This is a genomic window from Photobacterium sp. 1_MG-2023 (assembly GCF_030547945.1).
In the GTDB taxonomy this organism is placed as follows: Bacteria; Pseudomonadota; Gammaproteobacteria; order Enterobacterales; family Vibrionaceae; genus Photobacterium.
Map to the genome: position 1 here is coordinate 94,131 of NZ_JAUORR010000010.1, position 15,196 is coordinate 109,326.

At 47.4% G+C, this 15,196-nt stretch carries 18 protein-coding genes; 14 read left to right on the top strand and 4 right to left on the bottom strand.

What is annotated here, in order from left to right; all coding sequences use genetic code 11:
* Window positions 1–295 precede the first annotated feature (295 nt).
* Window positions 296–796 carry a hypothetical protein gene (locus Q4579_RS10900; RefSeq protein WP_303564035.1) on the top strand — a complete coding sequence of 167 codons (501 nt, stop codon included), beginning with the start codon at window positions 296–298 and terminating at the stop codon, window positions 794–796.
* A gap of 288 nt (window positions 797–1,084) precedes the next feature.
* Here Q4579_RS10900 and Q4579_RS10905 read toward each other — a convergent pair whose 3' ends face one another.
* Together Q4579_RS10905 and Q4579_RS10910 are read right to left on the bottom strand one after the other, a co-directional pair.
* Window positions 1,085–1,735: a hypothetical protein gene (locus Q4579_RS10905; RefSeq protein ID WP_303564038.1), complete on the bottom strand. Its 651-nt coding sequence runs from the start codon at window positions 1,733–1,735 to the stop codon at window positions 1,085–1,087.
* 249 nt (window positions 1,736–1,984) lie between these two features.
* Window positions 1,985–2,410 (bottom strand): hypothetical protein, encoded by a 426-nt coding sequence (locus Q4579_RS10910; protein WP_303564042.1) that lies wholly within the window; start codon window positions 2,408–2,410, stop codon window positions 1,985–1,987.
* A gap of 277 nt (window positions 2,411–2,687) precedes the next feature.
* Here Q4579_RS10910 and Q4579_RS10915 point away from each other — a divergent pair, with 277 nt between their 5' ends.
* From Q4579_RS10915 to Q4579_RS10945, 7 genes are all read left to right on the top strand, one after another.
* Window positions 2,688–3,452 carry a DUF3450 domain-containing protein gene (locus Q4579_RS10915; RefSeq protein ID WP_303564044.1) on the top strand — a complete coding sequence of 255 codons (765 nt, stop codon included), beginning with the start codon at window positions 2,688–2,690 and terminating at the stop codon, window positions 3,450–3,452.
* Window position 3,453: 1 nt separating this feature from the next.
* Window positions 3,454–4,788 (top strand): MotA/TolQ/ExbB proton channel family protein, encoded by a 1,335-nt coding sequence (locus Q4579_RS10920; RefSeq protein ID WP_303564045.1) that lies wholly within the window; start codon window positions 3,454–3,456, stop codon window positions 4,786–4,788.
* Window positions 4,788–5,333, top strand: coding sequence for a MotA/TolQ/ExbB proton channel family protein (locus Q4579_RS10925; RefSeq protein ID WP_303564046.1), 546 nt, complete (start codon window positions 4,788–4,790; stop codon window positions 5,331–5,333). The genes Q4579_RS10920 and Q4579_RS10925 overlap by 1 nt, the downstream gene beginning before the upstream one ends.
* The gene (locus Q4579_RS10930; RefSeq protein WP_211651894.1) at window positions 5,333–5,737 is read left to right on the top strand and encodes a biopolymer transporter ExbD; all 405 of its coding nucleotides are present in this window, start codon (window positions 5,333–5,335) and stop codon (window positions 5,735–5,737) included. Before Q4579_RS10925 ends, Q4579_RS10930 begins: the two co-directional genes overlap by 1 nt.
* Complete coding sequence (locus tag Q4579_RS10935; RefSeq protein ID WP_211651648.1) at window positions 5,737–6,360, top strand: energy transducer TonB; 624 nt, start codon at window positions 5,737–5,739, stop codon at window positions 6,358–6,360. Before Q4579_RS10930 ends, Q4579_RS10935 begins: the two co-directional genes overlap by 1 nt.
* Entirely contained in the window at window positions 6,357–7,517 is a 1,161-nt protein-coding gene (locus Q4579_RS10940; protein WP_303564050.1) for a lipopolysaccharide assembly protein LapB, read from the top strand. The genes Q4579_RS10935 and Q4579_RS10940 overlap by 4 nt, the downstream gene beginning before the upstream one ends.
* 215 nt (window positions 7,518–7,732) lie before the next feature.
* Window positions 7,733–8,074: a hypothetical protein gene (locus tag Q4579_RS10945; protein ID WP_303564052.1), complete on the top strand. Its 342-nt coding sequence runs from the start codon at window positions 7,733–7,735 to the stop codon at window positions 8,072–8,074.
* A 43-nt stretch (window positions 8,075–8,117) separates the two neighbouring features.
* On the opposite strand, the gene Q4579_RS10950 is transcribed toward Q4579_RS10945, so the two are convergent.
* Window positions 8,118–8,594, bottom strand: a complete 477-nt coding sequence (locus Q4579_RS10950) for a hypothetical protein (protein ID WP_303564053.1) — start codon at window positions 8,592–8,594, stop codon at window positions 8,118–8,120.
* 214 nt (window positions 8,595–8,808) lie between these two features.
* Entirely contained in the window at window positions 8,809–9,483 is a 675-nt protein-coding gene (locus Q4579_RS10955) for a MaoC family dehydratase (protein WP_303564056.1), read from the bottom strand.
* A gap of 476 nt (window positions 9,484–9,959) precedes the next feature.
* On the opposite strand from Q4579_RS10955, the gene Q4579_RS10960 reads away from it, so the two are divergent.
* The 6 genes from Q4579_RS10960 to Q4579_RS10985 all read left to right on the top strand — a co-directional run bounded on the left by Q4579_RS10960 (window position 9,960) and on the right by Q4579_RS10985 (window position 15,178).
* Complete coding sequence (locus Q4579_RS10960) at window positions 9,960–11,069, top strand: serine hydrolase (RefSeq protein ID WP_303564057.1); 1,110 nt, start codon at window positions 9,960–9,962, stop codon at window positions 11,067–11,069.
* 89 nt (window positions 11,070–11,158) lie between these two features.
* On the top strand, window positions 11,159–11,380 hold the full coding sequence (locus Q4579_RS10965) for an alternative ribosome-rescue factor A (RefSeq protein ID WP_303564060.1): 222 nt from the start codon (window positions 11,159–11,161) through the stop codon (window positions 11,378–11,380).
* A 128-nt stretch (window positions 11,381–11,508) separates the two neighbouring features.
* Window positions 11,509–12,273 carry a molybdate ABC transporter substrate-binding protein gene (modA, locus tag Q4579_RS10970; RefSeq protein WP_303564061.1) on the top strand — a complete coding sequence of 255 codons (765 nt, stop codon included), beginning with the start codon at window positions 11,509–11,511 and terminating at the stop codon, window positions 12,271–12,273.
* Between the two features lie 25 nt (window positions 12,274–12,298).
* Window positions 12,299–12,997 (top strand): molybdate ABC transporter permease subunit, encoded by a 699-nt coding sequence (modB, locus tag Q4579_RS10975; RefSeq protein WP_303564062.1) that lies wholly within the window; start codon window positions 12,299–12,301, stop codon window positions 12,995–12,997.
* Complete coding sequence (gene modC, locus Q4579_RS10980) at window positions 12,997–14,082, top strand: molybdenum ABC transporter ATP-binding protein ModC (protein ID WP_303564063.1); 1,086 nt, start codon at window positions 12,997–12,999, stop codon at window positions 14,080–14,082. Before modB ends, modC begins: the two co-directional genes overlap by 1 nt.
* 409 nt (window positions 14,083–14,491) lie before the next feature.
* Window positions 14,492–15,178, top strand: coding sequence for a CAP domain-containing protein (locus Q4579_RS10985; RefSeq protein ID WP_303564064.1), 687 nt, complete (start codon window positions 14,492–14,494; stop codon window positions 15,176–15,178).
* The last annotated feature ends 18 nt before the right edge of the window (window positions 15,179–15,196 follow it).

Here is a 15,196-nt window from a genome sequence, read left to right on the forward strand (position 1 = left end):
TGCTCACTGTCAAGGCATTCACCTGAGTGATAACATAAAAACTATGATTCTATATGCGAATTATTGCGTTATCGCGCCTCAAAAAGTCATGCCGATTTTTCTGAGGGGAGAGTGGGCCATGCAGCAAAGAGAAATGCGACAGGATCTGGTCGAAAAGTAATCACATTTATGCCGTTAATGACAAAAGTGTTAAAAATGGCAGCCAGCTATCAGTTTCGGGATTGGAAGTGGATTTCCGCTTATCTGTAGAAGATACTCGCCCTGCAACAACCAAATAACGATAAAGGATAGACATATGACAAGAGCAGCAATCGTTCTGTGTTCATTACTGGCTCTGGCCGGTTGTGATGAAGAGACAGTCGAAAATTTACTTGAGGGAAAAGTTGAAGTATTCACCATCCACAGCGCTGATATTCAAGGCGTGACGGGTGTGCAAGATGGTTACTATACATGGGTAGAGCTACAAAATTTAGATCAAACTTATAACATTGGCCTGCCTGAAAATGTACCTGTGGCCACACGTGCAGATTTGGTGAATGTTGCAGGTTCTGTTGAAGATGCAGGTTGTGCTAAGATTCCGAGCACAGCTGGTATGTGTTTTGATGAAGCCGATAATAGCAGCTGCCTTCCAAATGAATTGAATGAAGTTGGCCTGAAAACCTATAAGATTGACCTGGACAATCTTAAAGCGGCGATTGATGCCGGTTTTTATCCAACAGCAGCACAATACTTGATTGAGTATAAATTCAATTCGAATCTGACGATTCAAGACGCAGAATGCTCAAGTATTGAATAAAATTTCAATCGATGTTTTTGAAAGCGAAGAGCCGGGCTGTCAGCCCGGCTTTTTTGATGACAGAACAGCGGGTTAATCGATTGACTTCTCGGTGTGATGACTTTGAGATCATGCTTTGGTTATCCACAAAAGTTGTGCATAACTCTGTGGGAAATGCTTCTAAGCCAGAAGCCGTGACGACTTTGCCAAAGTCAAGCACTCGACTAGCAGATTTTTATTGTATTTTTTTGCTTTGTGAAACTGAGCAAAATACAACTTAAGTGGCTGTATTTTATTCAAAAAAATATTTTACAGCGTGTTAATCGATTGAGTGGCCTGATTTTCGACTTTCAGAAGTGGTGACGGGCTCTTTTCTAAGGCAGCTTTTTTGAAAAAAAGCGCAGATAGTTCCGGGTGTTGTTGGTAAAGAAAAGCCCGGTCTCTTTGTTCAGCATCACTATGCGTCAGATAACCCCGGCCATTCGGGTATTCGGTATTCCAGAGCTGACTTTTCGAAACCATACTGCTGGCAATGAATTGGCCAAGGTAGGTGATTTCACCGGCTGAAATACTGAAATGGACGTTGAGTGGCTTCTCCGTTTGGGAAAAGACGGTTTTTCTGCCATCGGTGCCTTTAAAGGTGATGCTGTGTAGCTCGTAGTTTCCGGCGGGCAGGGGAACAGTAAACAGAGAACTGGTTAAATGAGAGGTTTTGAAATCACTGTCGTTATTGTTATTGGAAACCGCGAGATCGGTGTCGCTGCCCTGGCGACGAAAATATAAGGTTGACTGAAGATTTTCTCCGGTCGATGGCCAGATTGTAGATGCGCCGAGACTGCCAACCAGGTAACCCTGCTCACTTGAGTTGGAGACATGGTAATTTTCAGGAACTGAGACGACGACGCCGTTACTACATCCAGTCAGTAACAAACCTAACAGACTGTAAACCAAAGGCTTCATGCCTTACCCATCCTATGGCTGTTGAACGATTGTATCAAAGGCCGGATGATCATACCGATCAACCAATCCCATATGAGTATTGTATTACAAAGCACATTTATGCCATATAACTCACAAAATCTCACTGGATTGATGAAAAAAATACTGCATTAAAGGGAAGTTTGAGCATTAGCTCAAGTTTTTCAAGGAAATAGCATGCACGCAGACGGAGGATTTGACTGGCAAATTGTGTTGCCAGTCAAAGTTGACTCAAGACGTAATGACGTTTTTGAATTTACTTTTTTTGCTCTGGATATAATCAACATCAGGCGGAAAGTCTTTGTTCGACTTAGCATGCCGTATCATATCAAACACAGTAAATTCAGTTAGAATTGCGAAGGTGTAAGGGGTGAATTCACCCGCCGCTTGCAGGGTTGGGTCAAAATACTGGTCCCCGAGGCGGATCAAAGCATGATCGATCACGGGATCTTCACAGCGGAAGCCAAGTACGTAGCGATCCCCTTTGCCATAAATGACATTCATATAACTGTTATAAAAACATTCATTCTCTTGCGTTGTACAGGCATCCAGCTGTTCTTCCGTCATCGCTGAAACCGTTACAATACGCATGTTTTCAGGACGATACCCTAGATCTCTGAGTTGTTTTTGAATGGATTCGTTAGGAAGCTCTGTCACTTTACTTTCCGATAGACTGATTTTTCGCGCATTATAGCTTTCCTTCTCGCATTGGTCACTTTCTGCTTTGAACTGAAGCCGTTTGATTTCAGAAAAATACTCTGCTTTTCAACGTCCCCTGAGGAGGAAGCAAAATTTCCGGATTGATAGTTTAAATGAGATTTGTTTTCAACTAAGATGTGTGACCAGTGACTCAGATAACTGAGTATCAGAACAGTTACAGAAAGTGTACCGCTATGCGCTTTCTGAACCGGATGCTTAAGGTAACCGTTCCAAAATGAATATCATGAAATCCAGTCTTGCCGTTGTTGCTATTGGCCTGAGCGTCAATACAGCAGCCAGTACGCTCGACTCTGCACGAGTCATTGAAAGTCAAATCAATCAGTCCGCCGCGCAAAGCCAGGGGCGCATTGATCAAAGCGCTGAAGCTTCTTTAAGTATGAAGGCAGAAATCGAAGCCCTTCGGGAAGAGGTCAAGAATCTGACCGTTTACCGTGATCACTTAGCCCGTCTTGTGGACAGTCAGGAAGGTGAAAAATCCAGCCTGAAAGAGCAAATTGCGGGGATTCAGGAAACACGGCAGGGTGTTGTGCCTTTGATGTATCAGATGATTGATGGCCTGAAAACGTTGATTGAAACAGACAAACCCATCAAACGTGATCAGCGTCTGGCCCGTATTGCTAAGCTGGAATTTATGATGGCGCAAGCGGACATCAGTGATGCTGAAAAATACCGTCGTATTCTTGAGGCGTACCAAATCGAAATGGATTACGGTACAAAACTGGGTCTATATCAGGGGAAAGTTGCGCTGTCACCTTCGGAAAGTATTCAGGCAGACTTGCTGTATCTAGGCCGGGTGGCGTTTGTTGCGCGGAGCTTGGATGGTCAGCGTTACTGGGCCTGGAATGACAGTACGTCACAATGGCAGGCACTTGAAGCCAATGTTGGCGCTGATTTGGATAAAGCCTATGCGATGGCTTCGAAGCAAATTGCACCGGGGCTGATTTCGCTGCCCGTGTCTGTCAATGTAGAGGGCCAGTAAGATGCAATTGAAAACTTTGACCTTCGCATTTTCTCTGCTGGCAATGTCTGCAAATGCATTGGCGGTAGACGGGTTAGTTCAGCAATCACGTCAGGACCAAAAATCCGAGAAAGCTCATCAGCAGGTCCGGGAATCCGGTTTCAAACAAACGGAAGCGCAAATTCGTGCTGAACGGGATACCCTTTTGGCTGAGCGGAAAAAGCTGAACGAAGAAACGGATCGCCTGAGCGATATTTTTGGTAAAAATGAACAATCGCTGGCTCAGTTAGAAGATGAACTCCGCCTGGAATCCGGAAGCCTTGGCGAGCTGTTTGGTGTGGTTCGCCAGACTGCAAAAGATCTGGATGCAGAGCTGGACACATCGGTGACAACAGCAGACCGGAATCAACATACGGACGTTGTGAAAAAGATCGTCGATGCGAAAGCTTTGCCATCTCTGAAGCAACTGAACGGCCTGTGGCAAGGCATGCTTGAACAAATTCAGGCCAGTGCTGAACTTCGAAAAGTATCGGTGCCGCTCGTGAACGGAGAAGGCTATGAGTCTGAAGTTGAAGCTTACCGTTTGGGCAGCATAGGCCTGATTGGTGAGCAAGGTTATCTGGCCTGGCATGGTGACCGTCACGTGGCAACCCCCTATCTGAAGCAACCAGAGCATGCCCCTGTTTCCAGCCAGATTGCTGCGCTGTCAGAGTCGGGTGTCCAAATGGCTGTCGTTGACCCGTCCCGGGGCAAGATGCTGGCGCAATTAGCGCATACGCCATCGTTGATGGATCGTCTGGCACAAGGGGGCGTCGTGGGTCAGATTATTCTGGGTCTGCTTGCGATTGGTGGCGTGATTGCCTTGTATCGTGGCGGAAAATTACTGGTCATTCGTCAGCAAATTCAATCTCAGCTGAAAAACCCTCAGCAGCCGGGCAATAATCCACTTGGCCGGGTCCTGAGTGTTTACGACAAAGAACAGAACCGATCTGTTGAAGCCCTTGAATTACGTTTGCTGGAAACGATTGTGGATGAACAGCAAGGTTTGGAACGTGGACTGTCCATGTTGAAACTCCTGGCTGCACTGGCACCGATGCTGGGTTTGCTGGGGACGGTGACCGGGATGATCGAAACCTTCCAGGTGATCACTCAGTTTGGGAATGGCGATCCGAAAGTGATGGCTGGCGGGATTTCAATGGCTCTGGTGACAACGGTTCTGGGGCTGGTGTCTGCGATGCCATTATTGCTGGCGCACAATCTGCTCAGTACGCAGGCGGATGCCATTCGTAATATTCTGGAAAAGCAAGGAATTAGCCTGGTTGCTGCTGAGGCTGAAAAAACAGGAAGCCCAGCGTAATGAATGTTTCCTTGTTCAGTACAGCATTTGCTGAAAACTGGTGGTTTTCCCTGCAGCATTTTATGCAGCAGGGAGGACAGGTGCTCTGGTGGCTGGCAGCGGTCGTTTTGTTCAGTTGGCTTTTGGTGACGGAGCGTTTGCTGTATCTGGCATTCACTTACCCGAAACAAAAACAGCAGTGGCTGACCCAATGGCAGGCCCGCAGCGATCAAACGTCCTGGTATGCTCATGCCATTCGTTCTGGCTGGCTAAATGAAGCGCATCTGGCACTCAGTCAGAATCTCAATGTGATCAAGGTGCTGGTGGCGATTTGTCCGATGTTGGGGTTACTGGGTACGGTCACCGGCATGATTTCTGTGTTTGATGTCATGGCTAATCAGGGCAGCAGTCAGCCTAAACTCATGGCTTCGGGCATTTCTCTGGCCACGTTACCGACGATGGCAGGAATGGTTGCGGCACTTGCAGGAATGTTTGTTCATGCCCGGCTGGCAAAAGCATGCCGGATGCGTGAACAAAAATTAGAAAAGTTATTAAGGAGTCAATGATGAGATTAAGTCGTCCATCTGCCGCTCGGGAAGAAGCACAAGTCGATCTGACGTCGATGCTTGATATTGTGTTCATCATGCTGATTTTCTTCATCGTGACGAGTTCATTCGTGCGCGAATCCGGTGTTGAAGTCAATCGGCCTCAGGCGAGCAACGTCGTCAGTCAGAAAGATGCAGGTATTTTCGTTGCTATTACCTCTGCTAACGATGTGTACATCGATAAGCGTGTCGTGGATGTCGAGCGTGTTCAGGCAACGTTAGAAACCATGCTGCTTGAACAGCCGGATGCTTCGCTGGTGATTCAGGCTGACGAACATGCTTATAGCGGCACTGTGGTGAAAGTCATGGATGCCGCAAAAGGGGCAGGGGTTCAGAATATTGCTCTGGCGGCGGAGAAGCGCTGATGTTCAGGCTGTTGATTGCTGCGCCAATTGCCTTTGTGATGACGTGGGGCTTATTTAGCTTTATGGCCTGGATGGTGGATGACGGCCACCGTCAGCCACCGGAGAAAACAGAAACGCTGGCATTCAACATGGTGATGGTGGAGCAGGAACGAGAAGCACAGCGACGTCAGCGTGCTGTACCGGAAAAGCCTGAAACGCCTGAACCACCCCCGGAAGCCATGCCAAAGCAGTCGAAAGCAAGTGCGGTTACCCCTTTGGCATCGCCAACCATGCCTTCTGTCGCACTGAATGCTTCCGTGACAGGGATGGCGGTGAATATCCCGACATTTTCTGACATTGGCAAAGACCAGCAGGCGATGCCGTTGTACCGGATTGAACCCAAATATCCGCCGCGGGCATTGAAACGGGGCATTCAAGGGTACGTGGTGCTGTCTTTCACCATTGATCCACAGGGACGTCCGACTGATATCCAGGTTGTTGATGCTGAGCCAAAACGAATGTTTGATCGTGAAGCGATTCGAGCCCTTCGAAGCTGGAAATATCAGCCAAAACTGGAAGGTGGGCAAGCGTTAGCTCAGCCGGGCCAATCAGTGAAACTGGAGTTTAAACTGAACAAATCATGAAAAAGTATGCATTAATACTCGCACTGCTTTTTACGCCTGTCGCTTTATCTGCTCAGTTATCACAGTATTCAGCGGGAAAAGTTCAGCAAGCGCAGAAACTACAGCAGGAAAACAAACTGAATGAAGCGATTTCGGTTCTCAAAGGCATGGATATCTCTCGTGCTTATGACCGTGCCTTCATTGATCGTGTCCTTGGCGTGTATTACTGGCAGGCAGAAAAACCGTCAGAATCGATTCGCCATTTGAGTCAATCTGTAAGTAGTGGTCTGCTGGAAGATGAGCAGGCGCGATCGACGCAACGTATGCTGGCCGATATTCTCTTATCTCAGGCGCAATATAAAACGGCTCTGAAGCATTATTACCAGCTCAGCCAGTCGATTCCTGCGTCAGAAAAAGCAGATGAGCTCTGGCTGAGAATTGCGCAGGCACATTATCAGATTGAAGAGTGGCGACCGGTTCTGTCGGCTTTGCAACATTATGAGCGCTTGCATCGGAAAGACGAAGTCCAGCCGCTCACGATGAAATTAGGGGCCCAGTTACAGTTGAAGCAACTTCAGTCAGCACTGCCCACGTTGAATCGCTTAATTGTGCTGCAACCAGAGAAGAAAGTGTGGTGGCAACAAATGGCGGGCATTCAAATGCAGCTGGATCGTCACCGGCATGCCATGGAGACACTGGCATTGGCACAGCGGCAGGGCGTTGATTTATCTCAGCAGGATTTGAAAACGCTGGGACAACTGTATGCCCAGCAAGGCATTCCTGAAAAAGCGGCACGCATTTTTGCGTCGTTAGAAAACAGCGACTCAGATGAAACCTTACTGGTGTCACAGGCCACCTACTGGCAAATGGCGAAAGAGTGGGATAAGTCGATTTCGAGTTGGCAGAAAGTCGTTCAACTGAACAGCAAGTATCGCTGGCAATTAGCGCAGTTGCTGATTCAGGAAGGGCAATATCAATTGGCCTTAAATGAACTGAATCAGATACAAGATTCAAAACGAAAAGCTGATGTTGAGCTGGCCAAAGTTCGAGTATTTTACAAATTAGAACAGTACGAACAGGCAATTGTTCATGCCAAAAAAGCCGATCAAATTGAGTCGTCCAAATCTTCTCAAAGCTGGATTAAGTACTTGAATCAGATTCGAAATATGAACTCCTGATTGAATCTGCAATATTTTGGGGAAATAACAAACGAAAGCGGCCTTGTGTGCCGCTTTTTCTGTTGTCACTTCTGGTCGGAAATAAGCTTCGTATTTTATCTGATTGAAAAATAATGCTATTCTCCATCACCAAGTTTTGAGTGTAAATGCATCTTGTGGAGTATGGGTGTGTGCTTTTGCTGGGTTGTCTGAACAGTCACGGAAAAGAGAAGATGTTGTTTTTAATCAAAATAATTTTGCTGCAGAACTTGCTTGCTGGTGGGGCAGTTTGGGTGGGTTATCGTTTTTTTGATGTGCCATTCATGCTCGGACAGGATGCACTTTTTTACATGTTTGCTTTGCAATGGGGCATGGCTGCGCTGGTTTGGAGTGGTGGGCGTAGCAGTGCGAAGTATGATCAGGATCCTGCTGCGAGAACCACAAACCAGATGTTGTCGTCTGCACAGGTACAGGCCGATAAAAAGAAAGAGTTCGCAGCAAATTATCATTTGGGACTGCAGCTATTTCTTTCTGGCCTGCTGCCCTTGATTGTTTGCGTGATGTACTCAGTGTTGTAAGACACGCTACACCAAAGGCGTAGCGTAACGATGCAAGATTCAGTCAGGCTGTGTACGGCAGGTATCCTGTGAATCCACAGATTTTCCAGCCGCTGGTCGTGTGTTTCAGGTAATAAATGGACTGCCAGAGTAATTCATCAGCCTGGCCGTCTGCCCGTTGAATGGTGCCACAGAACTGTTTCCGGGCTATTGCCCGCCCGTTTTCAATGGTGATTTCATTGAGCGTTGTGGCGCGATGTACAGCTGTTTTTAATGGTTCAGAATAGGCCGTATTTTGAGCCGCTAAGGCTTGCTTGAGCCACTCCTCCCGATAGTCGGCCAATGTAGAAAAGGCGAACGTCCATTGCGCAGGGTCCTGACTGTTGTTGGCATTGACGGCGTAGAATTCCTGTTCAATAAAATCTTCAGCAACCTGTGTCCAGTCAGCATCACAATAGGCCTGAATATCACGTGTAACCAGCATGTCCCAGATCTCGGCGCGATGGGTATCTTGTTCCGAATATGGATTGGTCTTTATCATGTCTTCTCTCCCAAAAAACAGCTTGATAGGGCGTCACAAAAATTGTGGCGAAACCGTCGGCTATCAAACTGGATTTTCGGCGGAATTGGAACTCTGGGTGTGAGATGTTGGGATCTCAGGCAAAGAATTGAGTTTTAGGGGAAAAGTGACGATTGCTGCTTGATGCTCTCAAAGAAAAATCCCGCTTTATAACTGAGATATAAAGCGGGATTTGTTAGAAGTACAGTCTGACAACAGATTCGGCGACACAGCCTGGGCGACGGCAGCCTTCAATTTCGACTGAAATTTCCTGAACAATTTCCAGTCCCCGTTTAATTGGCGTGACTGACTGAATTTTGGTTCGTGCACGAACACGATTTCCGGATTTGACCGGGTACGGGAAGCGCACCTGATTCAGTCCGTAATTCACCGTCATCTTCGCCGTCGGAAACTTCATGTTATCCGGGTCAACGCTATCGGTCAGAACAGAAAGTAAAGACAGCGTCAGAAAACCATGCGCAATCGTGGTTTTAAACGGTGATTCTTGTTCTGCGCGCTCGGGATCCGTATGAATCCACTGATGATCTTCTGTCACGTCAGCAAAACGATTGATTCGGTCCTGATCAATCGTCAGCCATTCACCCACATGAATTTCCTCACCAAGCGAAGCATTTAATGTTTCCATGAGCTTGGCAGCTTCCGGGTGCAATTCAACAGGTGCAGGGGCAGCATTCTGGTTTGCAGTGCCATTCGAAGCAATGCTTTCAGTTTTTGTCCAGCCACTGACATGCGCTTTATTTAAAAACTCAATCCAGTAATCACGGATTGATGGCGACAACCAATCTTTTAGCTCGAATGGATGCTTGGCCAGAATTTCACTTTTTTGTTTGAGAAAGTCGACCACTTTCATGCGTACCAACCTTTATCGATTTTTCTTCGTATGATTGAGGCGGCATATTGAATCTTGGCTGATCAGCGTCAGGATCAAAATGTGCCCTTGATCTCAATAAACTCATCGGATGAGTTGCCATTATTATAAATCAAAGTCTTTTAGTCACTGTAAACTGTGCGTCAAATCATGTTTCTGATACTTATTGTGATGTACGTCACACTTTATGCGATGTCACTCATGGTCAGAGTTCATATTCTATACAGTCAAGATTTTTTATTTTTAAATGAGATTTATGTCATAAACATTCGGGTGAATATGACTGTTGATACTTTGGAGTATAGATTGTCGCAGGAAAAAGAAGCGAAAATTGTGCGACTGGTTCCTTTTTGAACGACATGCGTTATACCTAGGTTATACCTGTTCTGCAGGGAGAAACGTTGTCAGGTGGGGTTGTGTGTTGTCGAACCTGGTTGTGGTGTTGTCTGATTCTATGGGTGTCTTACAGGGTAAGTGCTGCACCTGGCGATGAAATTGTTTTTGCGCTGGATAAATCAGTGAACCAGGCTGTTGAGCAGTCAATTCCTGGTGCGTCTCTGGCAGTGATTGTGAATGGCCAGATTCGGCTCTTGAGGGGTTACGGCGTCACAAAGGTGGGTGGCGTAAAGAAAATTGACTCTGCAACCATCTTTCCGCTGGCTTCCATTTCTAAAACGTTTGCCTCTGCGGCAACAGCGATGCTTGTGGATCGGGGGTTACTTGAATGGGACACCCATGTTGTTCCTTATCTCGACAAAATACAGTTCAGCGACCCGGCTCTGGGAAAATCGGTCACCTTAAGAAATGTGCTTTCACATACCACTGGATTGGTTCCGCAAGCCTATTCAGATTTACTTGAAAACGATGTGAGTTATCGACGTATCCTTTCGATTCTGGATCGGGTGAAGTTCGTTTGTGATCCCGGGGAATGTTATGGATATCAAAATATCGTGTATAACCTGAGTGCCGATATGATCACACTGGCTGCAGGCATGGATTACGCACAGTTCGTCAGCGAGCAAATTTTTATTCCATTGCACATGCAACATGCCAGTTTTGGCCTGAAAGCTTTCCTGAATGCAGAGAACCGGGTAGAGCCACATGTCCGCGTGAAAAAGGGATATGCTTCTGTAAAACCTGCACCTTATTATTATCAGGTACCTGCGGCAGCTGGTGTGAATGCAAGTTCACAAGATTTAGCACAATGGATGCTGGCACAGTTTGGTCAGTACCCTGAAGTGATCAGTGATGAGAATCTAGCATTACTGCATCAGCCTGCCATTCGGGCGAACCAATACCGCTACCGTGCAAAACTGGATAATGTGTATTACGGTCTGGGGTGGAGAACCTTTGATTATCAGGGGATTACCGGGTTTGTACACCATGGCGGCTGGGTGCGCGGGATCAGAACAGAAATGTTATTTCATCCTGCAACACAAACAGGCATGGTGTTTCTGACCAATTGTGAAACAGACTACGCCCGAGAAATTGTGCTTGAATTTTTGGATTTGTATCAACGTTATATCGAGTCTGTTGCCTCTGAAGGGGAAGTCGCCACAGCCGAATAAAAATTTTTGTGGATCCCTTGATATTTAGTCCTGCAGGCGTACACTTCGCTTGAAATTTGCCTTTTAGATGAACGACAAAGGAGCACATGATGGCAAAGAAACATAAACAATCCCTGCAGCAAGCAGTGGTGTCCGAACCGTCTGAAAGTCTGACTGAACATGGACGGGGTGCGATTCAGGATAATGCCCTGAAAGCTATCGTCACGAGTAAGATTTTTCGCAGCCGTGTTGAAAAATCCAAAAAAGGTAAAGGCAGCTTTCAACGGAAGGCAAAACACGGCGGACGAGAGTCCTGGCCAATCGCCGCTTAACTGAGTTGTGATTGCCCAGGACTCTTTTTTGATATGAGCCACATTCTGACTTTGTAGTCAGGATTCATATTGTCGGGTATAGTGATTTCTATCTCTGCCTGAGTAATTGATTCGAAAGGAGTCTGATCGTGAAACGAAACTGGCGACACCTGCTCTCGCTGTTATTTTTCCTCAATGTCCAGACAGTCCACGCAGAAGAAAAAGTATTGGTTTTTGCTGCCTCTTCCTTAACGAATGCCTTGACTGAACTGGCTGAGCAATTTGAAACCCAAACGGGTGATCAGGTTGTTCTGTCCTTTGCTTCCTCCTCTGCACTTGCCCGTCAACTGGCGCAGGGCGCTCCAGCTGATGTTTATCTTTCTGCAAACACCAAATGGATGGACTATGTCGTGGCCCAGCAGGTGGTGAATACGGATACACGACAAGACTTGTTGCACAACCGTTTGGTGTTAATCGGTCATGCGTCGTCGGCTATTGAGCCAATAGCGCTGGATAACAACTGGAATATTGCTGCGATGCTGAACGGCAGCCGGATCGCTGTTGGCGATCCGAATCATGTACCAGCAGGAATGTATGCGAAACAGGCGCTGACTTCCTTAGGACTGTGGCAGCAGGCTGAACCTCGGTTGGCGAGGGCAAACAATGTTCGTGCTGCTTTGCTGTATGTTGAGCGACAGGAAGCTGCGTTAGGGATTGTTTATCAGACTGATGCCCTGATTGCTGCGAACGTTCGTGTGCTTGCCCAGTTTCCGCAAGAAAGCCATGATCCGATTACTTACCCGATGGTTTTAACGCAAAAACAACCGACTGCAGCGGCACAGGCATTTTATCGCTTTCTTGAATCAGACCAAGCGGCCGACGTGTTTAAAAAATATGGCTTTTCCGTGGATTAACCTGAAAAATCAAGAAGACTGAATCATGGATGTTTTGACTCTGAGCGAATATGAAATCACAGCACTCCAGCTCAGTCTGAAAGTTGCGCTGACGGCTGTATTGATCAGTCTGCCCGCTGGCATTGCCTGTGCCTGGGCATTGGCAAGAGGGCGATTCTGGGGAAAGTCCCTGCTCGATGGGTTGGTTCACTTACCTTTGGTGTTACCCCCTGTTGTTGTCGGTTATCTGCTCTTGGTACTGATGGGCAGGCAAGGGCTGATCGGCGCTTATCTGTATGATTGGTTTGGCCTGACATTTGGTTTCAGTTGGCAGGGAGCGGTGCTGGCTGTTGCTGTTGTCGCTTTCCCGCTGATGGTCCGATCAATTCGGCTGGCATTGGAAAATGTCGATCCCAAGTTGGAGCAGGCTGCCCGGACTTTAGGGGCAAAACCCGTACAGGTCTTTCTGACCATCACGCTTCCGCTGATGCTGCCGGGTATTCTTACTGGTACAGTTCTGGCTTTCGCCCGCGCCTTGGGTGAGTTTGGTGCCACGATTACTTTTGTCTCAAATATTCCCGGAGAAACACAGACGATCCCGCTAGCGATGTTTTCTTTTATCGAAACGCCGGGCGCAGAAACAGAAGCGGCCCGTTTATGCGCGATTGCGGTTGCCATTGCTTTATTGTCTCTTGTGCTCTCAGAGTGGCTCGCTCGAGTCGCGCGGCGCCGTTTGGAGGGCTGATGTTCGAACTGACAGCAATAAAACAGGCCGGGCAGTTCAGGCTGAATGTTGATCTCAGATTGCCTGATACCGGGATTATCGCGATTTTTGGGCGTTCAGGTGCCGGAAAAACCTCACTGATTCATCTTGTCAGTGGCCTGACTCAGCCGGACGAAGGAAGAGTTGTTCTGGGGGAGCATGTCTTGTGTGACACGTTTCAGGGCATTGATTTACCGCCGGAAAAGCGCCGAATCGGTTACGTTTTTCAGGACGCCAGATTATTCCCGCATTATAAAGTTCGAGGAAATTTGCTGTATGGCGGGCGGGGAAAGCCCGATCCCTCTTTTTTTGATGAAGTGATTCACTTGCTCGATATCGCGCATTTGCTCAATCGTTATCCTTCAGGTTTGTCCGGCGGTGAAAAACAGCGGGTTGCGATTGGCAGAGCGCTCTTAAGCCGCCCGGACATGTTATTGATGGATGAGCCATTGGCTTCACTTGATTTGCCCAGAAAGCAGGAACTGATGCCTTATCTGGAGTCGCTGGCAAAAAGCGTCAAGATTCCGATGCTTTATGTGAGCCACAGCCTGGACGAGATTTTACGGCTTGCTGACCATATGGTTGTATTGGACCAGGGAAAAGTGGTTGCGAATGGACCGCTGACCGACGTGTGGGGTTCATCTGTGATGCAGCCCTGGCTGAGTACCAGGGAGCAGAGCTCGATTCTGCAGCTCCGTGTCCAAGGACATCATCCGGATTACCCGTTAACCGAGCTGGAAATTAGCCCTGATATTCCTTTATGGGTCAGCCGGGTACGCCGTTCGGCAGGAGAGTCGGTTCGTGTTCGTATTCACGCCAACGATGTTTCTGTGACTCGGATCAAGCCTGAGCAAACCAGTATCCGAAATGTGATGCCTGCCCGGATCGAAGGCATCGAGCAGCATCGCTATCAGGCGGATGTTGCTGTGATTCGTTTACGGATCGGCTGCTCTGTTTTGATGGCGAATATTACGACCTGGGCATTGGATGAACTCAATTTACACGTCGGTGACTCACTGTATGCACAGATCAAAGGGGTCAGCCTGAGCCAGCAAGATCTTGCCTGAGTCCATTTTTCTTTGGTGCTCTAAATGATCTGAACGATATTTTTGCGGGTACCCAAAACAGTTCCGGGTCTAAAAAAGAACAAATTGATTAAAAAATAACCAACCTGTTCAGGTTAACTTTTGAACAATGTACAAGCGCTTTAACCAACTGTTTCACTGCGACTAAAAGCAATTTTCTGCGCGAAAAATGGCAAATATTTGTGTCAAATGATTGTCAGGAAGTGTGTTTTTTAATCACCGACTATTGCTAGTCTTAGCCTCCAGTCAGTATATTCTTCCACCGTTGTTGGCTGATTTGATAGTTGCACCTGTAAAGGTTGCCTATTGCAGAGACATATTTCTGAAGCATCTTTTTTTGATGCCTCTGCCTTATCAATCAGGATCTTATTATTACTAAGTGGAAGTACCCATGCGAATTCTTACAGTTTTGATTCTTTCAATGGTTGCACTGGTTGGCTGTGGCGGTTCAGGCAGTGATTCAGGCAGTTCATCTTCATCGCCTTCAGGTAACAGCACCACAACCAATAGTGGCACTTCAGAAAGACCTGAGACAGGGGATTGGAATCAGAATACCGGCGGTTCAACCGACACGGGCTCAAATGGTTCAGGCTCAGGTTCTTCAGGATCTGGCAGTAACGGTGGATTAGATACCGGCTCGAATACCGGTGGATCCGATCAATCAATGGCAGACGAAATGCTGGCCGCAGTGAATCAGGCTCGAGCGCAAGGTCAAGACTGTGGTGGGACCTGGTATCCGGCCGTTGGTGCACTGACCTGGGATTATGCTCTGGAAGAAGCTGCATTCGTTCATTCAAGCAATATGGCGAACTATGATTTCTTTAATCACACTGGTTTGGATGGTTCCACACCAAGTTCCCGTGTGACGGCTCAAGGCTATAACTGGAAAACCGTGGGTGAAAACATTGCGGCCGGTCAGAAAAGTGTTTCAGCTGTGATGCAAGGTTGGTTGGACAGCCCTGGCCATTGTAAAAACATCATGAATGGCAGCTTTACACAGATGGGCGCTTCCTCTGTGACCAACTCCGGCAGCCAGTACGGTATTTACTGGACTCAGGTGTTTGCCGCGCCGAAATAATCTGAAATAAAACAATGC

Bases quoted from the DNA above. Each gene is read 5' to 3' on its own strand.
- Q4579_RS10900 (WP_303564035.1), top strand. From the start codon at position 296: ATGACAAGAGCAGCAATCGTTCTGTGTTCATTACTGGCTCTGGCCGGT.
- Q4579_RS10905 (WP_303564038.1), bottom strand. From the start codon at position 1,735: ATGAAGCCTTTGGTTTACAGTCTGTTAGGTTTGTTACTGACTGGATGT.
- Q4579_RS10915 (WP_303564044.1), top strand. From the start codon at position 2,688: ATGAATATCATGAAATCCAGTCTTGCCGTTGTTGCTATTGGCCTGAGC.
- Q4579_RS10920 (WP_303564045.1), top strand. From the start codon at position 3,454: ATGCAATTGAAAACTTTGACCTTCGCATTTTCTCTGCTGGCAATGTCT.
- Q4579_RS10925 (WP_303564046.1), top strand. From the start codon at position 4,788: ATGAATGTTTCCTTGTTCAGTACAGCATTTGCTGAAAACTGGTGGTTT.
- Q4579_RS10930 (WP_211651894.1), top strand. From the start codon at position 5,333: ATGAGATTAAGTCGTCCATCTGCCGCTCGGGAAGAAGCACAAGTCGAT.
- Q4579_RS10935 (WP_211651648.1), top strand. From the start codon at position 5,737: ATGTTCAGGCTGTTGATTGCTGCGCCAATTGCCTTTGTGATGACGTGG.
- Q4579_RS10940 (WP_303564050.1), top strand. From the start codon at position 6,357: ATGAAAAAGTATGCATTAATACTCGCACTGCTTTTTACGCCTGTCGCT.
- Q4579_RS10950 (WP_303564053.1), bottom strand. From the start codon at position 8,594: ATGATAAAGACCAATCCATATTCGGAACAAGATACCCATCGCGCCGAG.
- Q4579_RS10955 (WP_303564056.1), bottom strand. From the start codon at position 9,483: ATGAAAGTGGTCGACTTTCTCAAACAAAAAAGTGAAATTCTGGCCAAG.
- Q4579_RS10965 (WP_303564060.1), top strand. From the start codon at position 11,159: ATGGCAAAGAAACATAAACAATCCCTGCAGCAAGCAGTGGTGTCCGAA.
- modB (WP_303564062.1), top strand. From the start codon at position 12,299: ATGGATGTTTTGACTCTGAGCGAATATGAAATCACAGCACTCCAGCTC.
- modC (WP_303564063.1), top strand. From the start codon at position 12,997: ATGTTCGAACTGACAGCAATAAAACAGGCCGGGCAGTTCAGGCTGAAT.
- Q4579_RS10985 (WP_303564064.1), top strand. From the start codon at position 14,492: ATGCGAATTCTTACAGTTTTGATTCTTTCAATGGTTGCACTGGTTGGC.